Below are 7,762 nucleotides of genomic sequence, written 5' to 3'. Positions count from 1 at the left end.
CCAGATAGAAGCGATCGCATCTTCTCAACTCCGGTCGCTACCACGGCTAGAATCACAGATAAAAGCGATCGCATCTTCTCAACTCCAATCCCAATCACAGCTAGAATCTCAGATAGAAGCGATCGCATCTCAACTCCAATCCCAGAATAAAGCGATCGCATCTCAATCCCAATCGCTATCAAGGATAGAATCGCAGAATGAAGCGATCGCATCTCAATCCCAATCACGCCTAGAATCGCAGATAGAAGCGATCGCATCTCAACTCCAGTCGATAACTGAAGCAGTGGCAGATACTCCCATCGTGTCTTCATCTTCTGGTTTTGATTATACCCAACTCCACAGATTATTGAAATCAGGCCAGTGGAAAGCTGCCGACCAAGAAACGGCTAAGATGATGTTAGCGGTGGCCCGAAAAACCCAACGGGGATATTTATACGAGGATGATATCAAAAACTTTCCTTGCGAGGATTTGCGAATCATCGATGGTCTTTGGGTTAAACACAGTAACGGACTCTTCGGGTTTAGTGTCCAGAAGCAAATTTACATCAATTGTGGAGGTAAGCCTGATGGAAGCTATCCAGGTGATACAATATGGTATCGGTTTGCAGACGAGGTAGGATGGCGAGTGGGTGGGTCGTGGTTGAGTAGGAAAGATTATACGTTTTCCCCTGGGTCAGCCAAGAGAGGCCATCTCCCTTGTTTGTATACTAGGGAAATGGTTGGTAAGGTTTTATACGATATTATGATGTACTCTTCTCTCGCGCAAAGACTTGTAACCTGTAGCATATAACCACTTCAGGCAGTTGTCAAGTTCTTGTTTTCGGCAACTTTTTCACGCATTCATGGGCTTTTTCCCTATTCGATACCTGGCACTTCCCATTCCCATTCTGGGCGGTAGCCATTGGCTTGGACAAATTTGGCCGCCACTTCTGTCACCATATCTGGGTCCTCTCGGTCGGGAATATTCCAAGGAAGTTTCATCTGTCCAGGAGAGGGCTTTTTGCCACTTCCCTTGATAACTTTCGGTAAAAACTTACTTCCCCAGTGGTAGCGCTTCTCCTGCTTCGGGTTGGGCTTATACTTTTTGCAAAACCCCCGATACTTTCGGGCACACTCGTCAAGGGTATTTCCCAAAGCCAAAAAAGCCGGATGCCATTGGGTGAGTCCATCATCCGTCAGGCGGTCATAGCTGCCATAATTAGAGAAATCGTAGAAAAACCCCCTCTAGCATTCGAGCCGCTTTCGGGTTAGCATGGATATATCGTAAAGTATTCAGTGCCCGCTGTTTGTCCGTATTCGGAAAAGCCGAGGAGTGATAGCGCTTCTCCCAGAAATGACCCGTGCGGTTTAGCATCCGATTAAAGCACATCGCCGCATACCAGTTCAACCCGTGCATAATTTTGGGTAAGTCTTCCGGGTGTAACGGTTCAATGAGATAATGAACATGGTTGGACATGATGCAGACCCCATACAGCCGAAAGCGGTATTTTTCCAAAACCCTTTTAATGGTATACAGTAGCACCTTCCGACACTCGGTCCGGGTCAATTTGAACTCGCGGTTATTGCATCTAACGGTGACATGATGGCAGTGTCCAGGTTGAAAGTTTCGAGTAGGGCGAGACATAATATCCTTGGTGGCTGTGGTTGATTCTCTAATCGAGACAAGCCGATCGCCTCTATAATATATCTATAATATAAGTAGCCCTGCATCGACAGTTAAAAACCCGCGATGGCATCATCTAAAATCGGTCTCGACTTCGGCACCACCAACTCGACTATATCCTACCTGGAAAATGGCAAACCGGTCGCCTTTAAATATGGCGGACAGCAAGAATCAATTCCCTCCTTCATCGCCTACGAAGACGACGGCTATATAGACATCGGAAAAGCCGCCCGACAAGCAGCAGCCAGCGACCCGCAAATGGAAAGTTACGGTAACTTTAAAATGGACTTGCCGCTAACCGAAAATTTTGCCAATAATTACTCATCAAAACACACCCCCATCACCGTTACCACCGACTACCTGCGACAACTCCTCCTCTCCCCAGAAAATACCTACAGCTTCCGCTGCCAACAGGGGGAAATCGAGGGTTTGGTGGTGTCGGTGCCGGAAATTTGGCAGCGAGATATCTCCAACCGGGGACGGGAAAACCTGCAAAGTTTAATTGCCCACAATTTGGGACTAGAAAAACAACTGATTCAACTGGTGAGTGAACCGGTCGCAGCCGCCGCCTATTACGCCTGGGAAACCCAACGCCGCCACCAACAGGAAAATCAGGAACCTTTCCAAGGTAATCTGCTGGTTTGCGATATGGGTGGGGGAACTTTTGATGTGAGTTTGTGCCGCGTTTATGGAGACAAAAAGGTTGAGGTTTTGTACTTCGACGGAGAAGGCGATCGCGGTTTGGAATCGGCGGGGGTAGCCTTCGATCGCCGTTGTGTTATCCAAGCCTACAAAAAACAAAACGGCACAGAACCCGACCTCAACAGCCAGGAATTTATGAACCTGTTACAGAGCTTTGAAAGCCTGAAAATCGATGGGCATGACAGATACACCAAAAAACTCAAAAACTACTGCAAAAGCCCTTCATACCTCGCAGAAAAGACGCTCTATAGCTTTTCTAATGGCTATACCATCACCAACGGGGAAGTTGACGAAGCCTTCCAGCCGATCGCCGAGGGAATTCGCCGAGTATTAGAACGGGTAAATCAGTGGCTGGCTACCCATCAGGAACCATGCGATCGCCTGTTTTTAGTGGGGGGATTTTGTCAGTTTTACCTAGTCCAAAAAACCATCCTAGATGCCCTAAAAATAACGGAGAAAGACCCCCGAGTTGATAATGATTTTAACCTGATTCAGAGTGCCTTTGCCATTTCCTACGGTGCTTGTTTAATCGCCAATGGTTTAGTGCAACCCCGCGAAACCTACATCCACACTATCGGAATTGTGGTGGGTATGATGACGGCTTCTATGGAAGTGGAAGAAACATTTATTCCCATCATTGAAGGCGGCGCAAATTTAGACGACCTCGCCTCCCTCCGCTTCGCGGATATCCCCCCTCTGGAAGCCTTCCACGACACCCCAGAGGTGATATTAGGGGTGGTTCCCCAATCGAAGGGGCAAATTTTCAAAAAGGTTTTACCCGATACGGTCAAACTCCCGAGAAACGTCGCCTCAGAAAAATGGCGGGTGGGAATGCGGGTGAACCGCTCCCAAGTGGCTTATTTGGCGATCGTCTCGGTGGGGGGAAAGCGAAAAGTTGAATATGAACTGGGAAATATTATCGCCCAAATGTTCCCAGGTTTTGTGATACGTGAGGACTAATTTACCCACAAATTACCCAGCCAATATGGCAGTTTTTTAACCCACAAAAAAACTCTGCCTCAGCAGAGAATAGCAGGGGAGGAAAGACCCCCCACGGCTACGGTTGAAGTGCCAATCAACCTGGGATTAATCCGATTTTATTCAACCTCACTGACTCGCAACTGATACCTACCGCGTCCAGTAGCATCATAGGAGTTGACAATCACCCGATAAGTTCCCGTATCCGGTAAGGTAATAATAATGCGTGAATTGGTGTTAGTTTCATCAATATCATCATTTTCTTCGAGGAGTTCATCTTGGGGGTTAAACAGCGCCAAATAGGTGTCAAACTCAGAACTTTCCAGGAGGATCTTAACTTTTTTACCAGCCTCCCCAAAGAAAGTATGCTGATGGAATAAACTACCATCGGTAGGTAAAGTTGGATCGCCATCTCTCAGTTCCCCCTGTTCGAGCAAAATAATTTCGCCAGCGACAGGTTCTGTATCTTGCTGCGGTAAAGACTCGGATCCCGAGGGGGGGGTATCAACGGCATCAGGTTCCATACCTTGAGCCAAAGAAGACTCTGAGGGAGCGAAAGAAGACTCTGAGGCGATCGCCCCATAAAAAGGCAGTAGAATCGAAATGGGCAGAAGTGCCAATAGGCTGGTGGCTGTAGCAAGGAAGAATTTAATAGGCATAAAAGACCTCAAACAACAAATTAGATTTACCAACCACCAACAGAAACAGTTTCCTCAGCATCAAACCTTATATAGAAACTTCACGAACTGTCAGCAGGTACTGACCACGACCCGTACTATCAAAAGCGTTAACCACCACTCGATAAGGACCAGTAGCAGGGAGGGTCACAGTCAGGCGGGAGTTAGTATCGGCATCACTTATATCATCATTTTCACCAACCAGGCGACCATTCGGGCTAAACAGCGCCAAATAAGTATCAAAATCAGAACTGGTTAGATCAATTCTCACCGATTGACCCGCCTCTCCATCAAAACTATACTCACGGTAAAGACTACCATCAGAAGGAAGTACAGAAGCGTTATCAGAGTCTAATATTCCCGAACTACGCAACATGACATTATCAGAAGAGGGTAACTCCGAACGGCGATCGCCTGCAACGGTCCGCAACCTTAATCGATAGTTTCCGGTTTCCCCGGCTTGGTAGGAGTTCGCCAACAGGGTATAAGTGCCAGTATCAGGTAATGTCACATCAATACGGGCATTTGTATTATCCCCCCCATCATCATCCTGAGCCAATTCATTGCCATCAATATCGAGCAAAATCAAATAGGAGTCGAAATCATCACTCATCATGTCGATGATTACCCGCTGACCGGCTTCTCCCTCAAAGGTGTAAAGATTGTAAAAACTGTTATCAACGGGTAGAACATTAGCACCTTCTGCTAGAACTCCCCTAACTTCCTGACCGTTTACTGGTAAGGGTTTGGCATCCTGATTGTTAAACATAATCGGACGCTGTTGTTGAGCGGTGCGGGGGGCGCGTCCTTCTTTGGCGGCTTGCAAAAATGGGGGCACATTGTCTACGGAAATGGCAAAACCAATGCCAATATTGCCACCTCCACGACCTCTAGTAAAAATGGCGGTATTCACGCCAATTAATTCCCCTTGACTGTTCAGCAGGGGTCCGCCAGAGTTACCTGGGTTGATAGCAGCATCAGTCTGAATTAAATTCCGTTCTCGGTCAATGCGGCTGACAATTCCGACGGTAAAGGTATTTTGGAATTGACCGAAGGGGTTACCTATGGCAAAGGCCCTTTGTCCTACTCTGACGGAACCGGGTCTAGCAATGGGAATGGTCGGTAAGTTTCTAGCATTGCGAATCCTCAGCAAAGCCAAATCTAGCCCATTCTCGCCATAAGCAACTACATCAGCAACCATTTTACGACCATCGGCAAGTGTTACCTCTACCTGGCCGCCTTGGGAGACGACATGGGCGTTAGTAAGCACCATACCGTCGTCGGTAATAATTGCACCGCTACCGTTAGCTTTTTCGGTGTCGATGGAAACTACAGCAGGACTGGCTTTTTCATAAACCCGGATATTGGTTTGTTCTTCGAGATCCAAAGCCATGAGAATAGGAGAGGGCTCTGGTTCGGTTATGGGGGAAATGGCACTAGCTGGGGCTATATTCAGACCTAGGCTGGTGCTAAGGGTTAAAAATCCAGATGTTAAATGGTTTAAGAATATATGGTTCATCATAACTGGGTGGTTTATGATCGGGTATTTGGCTGTCAACTAGGGTGGGGGTTTATGCTATTGATGAGATTTTTCTGAGGTCACAAAATTTAGAGCGATCGCTACTTGGGGGAAAATTACAACTATCTTCTAGTTTGACATACTCTACCCAAAACCCGGAAACTATACCGGAAGATTAGGGTATATTGAGGGCTTGACCGTATCGGTTATAAACTACAATATCCCACTGCCCATTGAGACTAGACTCGAAAGCAATTACACTGGCATCAGCGTTAATGGTGGGATGGCGTACTTGAGCGTTGAGGTTGTCGGTGAGGTTTCTTAGTTGGCGGGTGTTTCGGTTATACAAATAAATATCTGACTGTCCGCCACGGGTAGAATTAAATACAATATAGTTACCGTCGGTGGAAATGGCGGGTTCGGAGGCGATCGCATCTATGGAGTTTAAGCCGGGTAGGTCGATGAGTTCGAGTTGTTTTCGATCATAAAGATAGATATCTTGACGACCTTGGCGATCGGATGCGAAAACTAGATAATCAGAAGATATCTGGGGGTTCATTTCTGTACTGGGAGAGTTGACGCTGTTTACCCGTAAGTCGGGGGGTAAATTTAACAGTCGAGGATAGCCAGCACAACCGCTGACCATTCCCAGACATATGACTAATAATCCGATTATAAATAGGCGTTTGTAATATGGGTTGATCATGATTCAGACAGAGAGGTTTCTGTATCGAGTTCAATATTCGGACCGCGATCGATAATTTCAATATCCCACTGACCTCGCCTGGAACCCTCAAAGCTGATATAACGACCATTAGGGCTGATGTGAGGATGTCTTACTCCACCTCGATATCCCCGGGTGAGCATTTCTAATCGATAGGTAAGGCGATCGTATAGGTAAATGTCGGCACGGCCTGAGTCATTGGCGCTATAAACTATATAACGCCCTGTATAACTTAGACTGGGGCTTTCCATTACTGTTAGCGATCGCCTCAATTCTACCAAGGTTTTATAGCTACGCCGCCGCAGGTCATACAGGAACAATTGATTTTGACCTTCTCGGTTAGACACAAATACCAAAAACCGACCGTTTCCACTTAATGCGGGTTGCTCATCAGTGGCTATGCTATTGATAGCACCATCAACCATAGAAGAATTGATGGCGACTGTTGTACAACCGACCATCATCGCCTGAAACAGCAAGACTAGAATCAGGGCGAATTTCGCCCGACCAGTCCCCTTTAACCGCAGCCTGGGAAATATTTTTCCCAACAGGGTTTGAGAGTATTGGAAAATCCTAGTATTCCCCAGAACGGTTATAATCATCATCTGAGTAGTCTACTGGACGATACTCTACATAGTCGGTAGTCGCCACATCTCTCCGGTCTGGTTTATTTGCCGATCTCGAAGACCGAGAAGGCCGACTTCTGGGGGGTGATGGTTCATCTGTATCTGGGTACGAGTATCCACCAGTGCCAATGTCGCTGCGGTCTACTGATGCAGGTCTACTGCTGCGAGTCCGACTAGGACGACTATCGGTTTCTAGGTCAGATTCCCAGCCGTCTGATATGGGCGGTCTACTACTACCGGAGGGGGCGCTTCGGGGGCGCGTTCTGGTACGTTCTACGGAACTATTGGGGGCGCTGGTACGCCGACTACTGGGGCGACGACGCTCCGATTCTGTGTCATACATATCGGGTCTGGAAGGGCGAGACTCTCGGGTTCCCCGAATTTGACGAGCCATGGGGGCGTACTCTTCGACGGGCTCGATTTCGTCTAGTTCTGCATCTACCCGATAAACATCACTTACATAGCGATCGTCATCGACAAAAGATGCTCGTTCCTTAGCCTTAGTTGTCGCGACTCCCCGTAGTTTAATACTTTCGACTGCAAAGAAAATCGCAGTCCCGGTTAACATAAACTGACCAAAAGCCAGAATCGGGTCAAGTCTCCATCCCTGAAACAGAAGAATCCCGCCACAGAGTAAACCGACTGCGGCGAAGAAAATATCGTGATCACGAGCTAACTTGGGTTTCCAGGAACGGAGAAAGTATAGCGCGGCACCAGCCACGGCTAGGACAATCCCTAGTAGGCTGCTCCAGTTCAATCCTAAATTGACCATTATCTAAATCTCCAGCATCAGTCCTATCTTAGCTCAAACGGGGAAAATCGCTCAGGCCAGAGCCAATTATCCCAAAAAACCCGCGCTAGGGGTTGACAAAA

Annotated in this window: 9 protein-coding genes; 2 read left to right on the top strand and 7 right to left on the bottom strand. The window is 47.4% G+C overall.

All coding sequences use genetic code 11. The features are described from left to right. Positions 1-790, top strand: a 790-nt coding sequence (locus tag P5674_RS12675) for a GUN4 domain-containing protein (RefSeq protein WP_315670025.1), incomplete at its 5' end; no start/stop codon positions are given. Between the two features lie 65 nt (positions 791-855). Here the strand turns inward: P5674_RS12675 and P5674_RS12670 are convergent. Together P5674_RS12670 and P5674_RS12665 are read right to left on the bottom strand one after the other, a co-directional pair. Further along, a complete protein-coding gene (locus P5674_RS12670; protein WP_315670024.1) occupies positions 856-981 on the bottom strand; it encodes a hypothetical protein in 126 nt (41 codons plus the stop codon). A 217-nt stretch (positions 982-1,198) separates the two neighbouring features. Then, complete coding sequence (locus P5674_RS12665; protein ID WP_014277088.1) at positions 1,199-1,624, bottom strand: transposase; 426 nt, start codon at positions 1,622-1,624, stop codon at positions 1,199-1,201. A 105-nt stretch (positions 1,625-1,729) separates the two neighbouring features. On the opposite strand from P5674_RS12665, the gene P5674_RS12660 reads away from it, so the two are divergent. Further along, the gene (locus P5674_RS12660; protein WP_006619462.1) at positions 1,730-3,325 is read left to right on the top strand and encodes an Hsp70 family protein; all 1,596 of its coding nucleotides are present in this window, start codon (positions 1,730-1,732) and stop codon (positions 3,323-3,325) included. 137 nt (positions 3,326-3,462) lie between these two features. Here P5674_RS12660 and P5674_RS12655 read toward each other — a convergent pair whose 3' ends face one another. From P5674_RS12655 to P5674_RS12635, 5 genes are all read right to left on the bottom strand, one after another. Further along, on the bottom strand, positions 3,463-4,002 hold the full coding sequence (locus P5674_RS12655; RefSeq protein WP_006619461.1) for a PPC domain-containing protein: 540 nt from the start codon (positions 4,000-4,002) through the stop codon (positions 3,463-3,465). A 67-nt stretch (positions 4,003-4,069) separates the two neighbouring features. After that, positions 4,070-5,542 (bottom strand): trypsin-like peptidase domain-containing protein, encoded by a 1,473-nt coding sequence (locus P5674_RS12650; RefSeq protein ID WP_172973450.1) that lies wholly within the window; start codon positions 5,540-5,542, stop codon positions 4,070-4,072. A gap of 172 nt (positions 5,543-5,714) precedes the next feature. Continuing rightward, the gene (locus P5674_RS12645) at positions 5,715-6,245 is read right to left on the bottom strand and encodes a TolB family protein (protein ID WP_035737751.1); all 531 of its coding nucleotides are present in this window, start codon (positions 6,243-6,245) and stop codon (positions 5,715-5,717) included. Beyond that, positions 6,242-6,868, bottom strand: a complete 627-nt coding sequence (locus tag P5674_RS12640) for a TolB family protein (RefSeq protein ID WP_006619458.1) — start codon at positions 6,866-6,868, stop codon at positions 6,242-6,244. The genes P5674_RS12645 and P5674_RS12640 overlap by 4 nt, the downstream gene beginning before the upstream one ends. After that, on the bottom strand, positions 6,837-7,661 hold the full coding sequence (locus P5674_RS12635) for a Ycf66 family protein (RefSeq protein ID WP_006619457.1): 825 nt from the start codon (positions 7,659-7,661) through the stop codon (positions 6,837-6,839). The genes P5674_RS12640 and P5674_RS12635 overlap by 32 nt, the downstream gene beginning before the upstream one ends. Positions 7,662-7,762: the final 101 nt, after the last annotated feature.

The sequence above is a fragment of the Limnospira sp. PMC 289.06 genome, from assembly GCF_032350395.1.
Lineage (GTDB): Bacteria > Cyanobacteriota > Cyanobacteriia > Cyanobacteriales > Microcoleaceae > Limnospira > Limnospira platensis.
Note: the sequence above shows the minus strand (reverse complement) of the source record. Positions and strands in the feature narration are given on the sequence as shown.

Coding starts and splice junctions, on each gene's coding strand:
- P5674_RS12655 (WP_006619461.1), bottom strand. CDS start 4,002: ATGCCTATTAAATTCTTCCTTGCTACAGCCACCAGCCTATTGGCACTT.
- P5674_RS12635 (WP_006619457.1), bottom strand. CDS start 7,661: ATGGTCAATTTAGGATTGAACTGGAGCAGCCTACTAGGGATTGTCCTA.
- P5674_RS12650 (WP_172973450.1), bottom strand. CDS start 5,542: ATGATGAACCATATATTCTTAAACCATTTAACATCTGGATTTTTAACC.
- P5674_RS12660 (WP_006619462.1), top strand. CDS start 1,730: ATGGCATCATCTAAAATCGGTCTCGACTTCGGCACCACCAACTCGACT.
- P5674_RS12665 (WP_014277088.1), bottom strand. CDS start 1,624: ATGTCTCGCCCTACTCGAAACTTTCAACCTGGACACTGCCATCATGTC.
- P5674_RS12670 (WP_315670024.1), bottom strand. CDS start 981: ATGAAACTTCCTTGGAATATTCCCGACCGAGAGGACCCAGATATGGTG.
- P5674_RS12645 (WP_035737751.1), bottom strand. CDS start 6,245: ATGATCAACCCATATTACAAACGCCTATTTATAATCGGATTATTAGTC.
- P5674_RS12640 (WP_006619458.1), bottom strand. CDS start 6,868: ATGATGATTATAACCGTTCTGGGGAATACTAGGATTTTCCAATACTCT.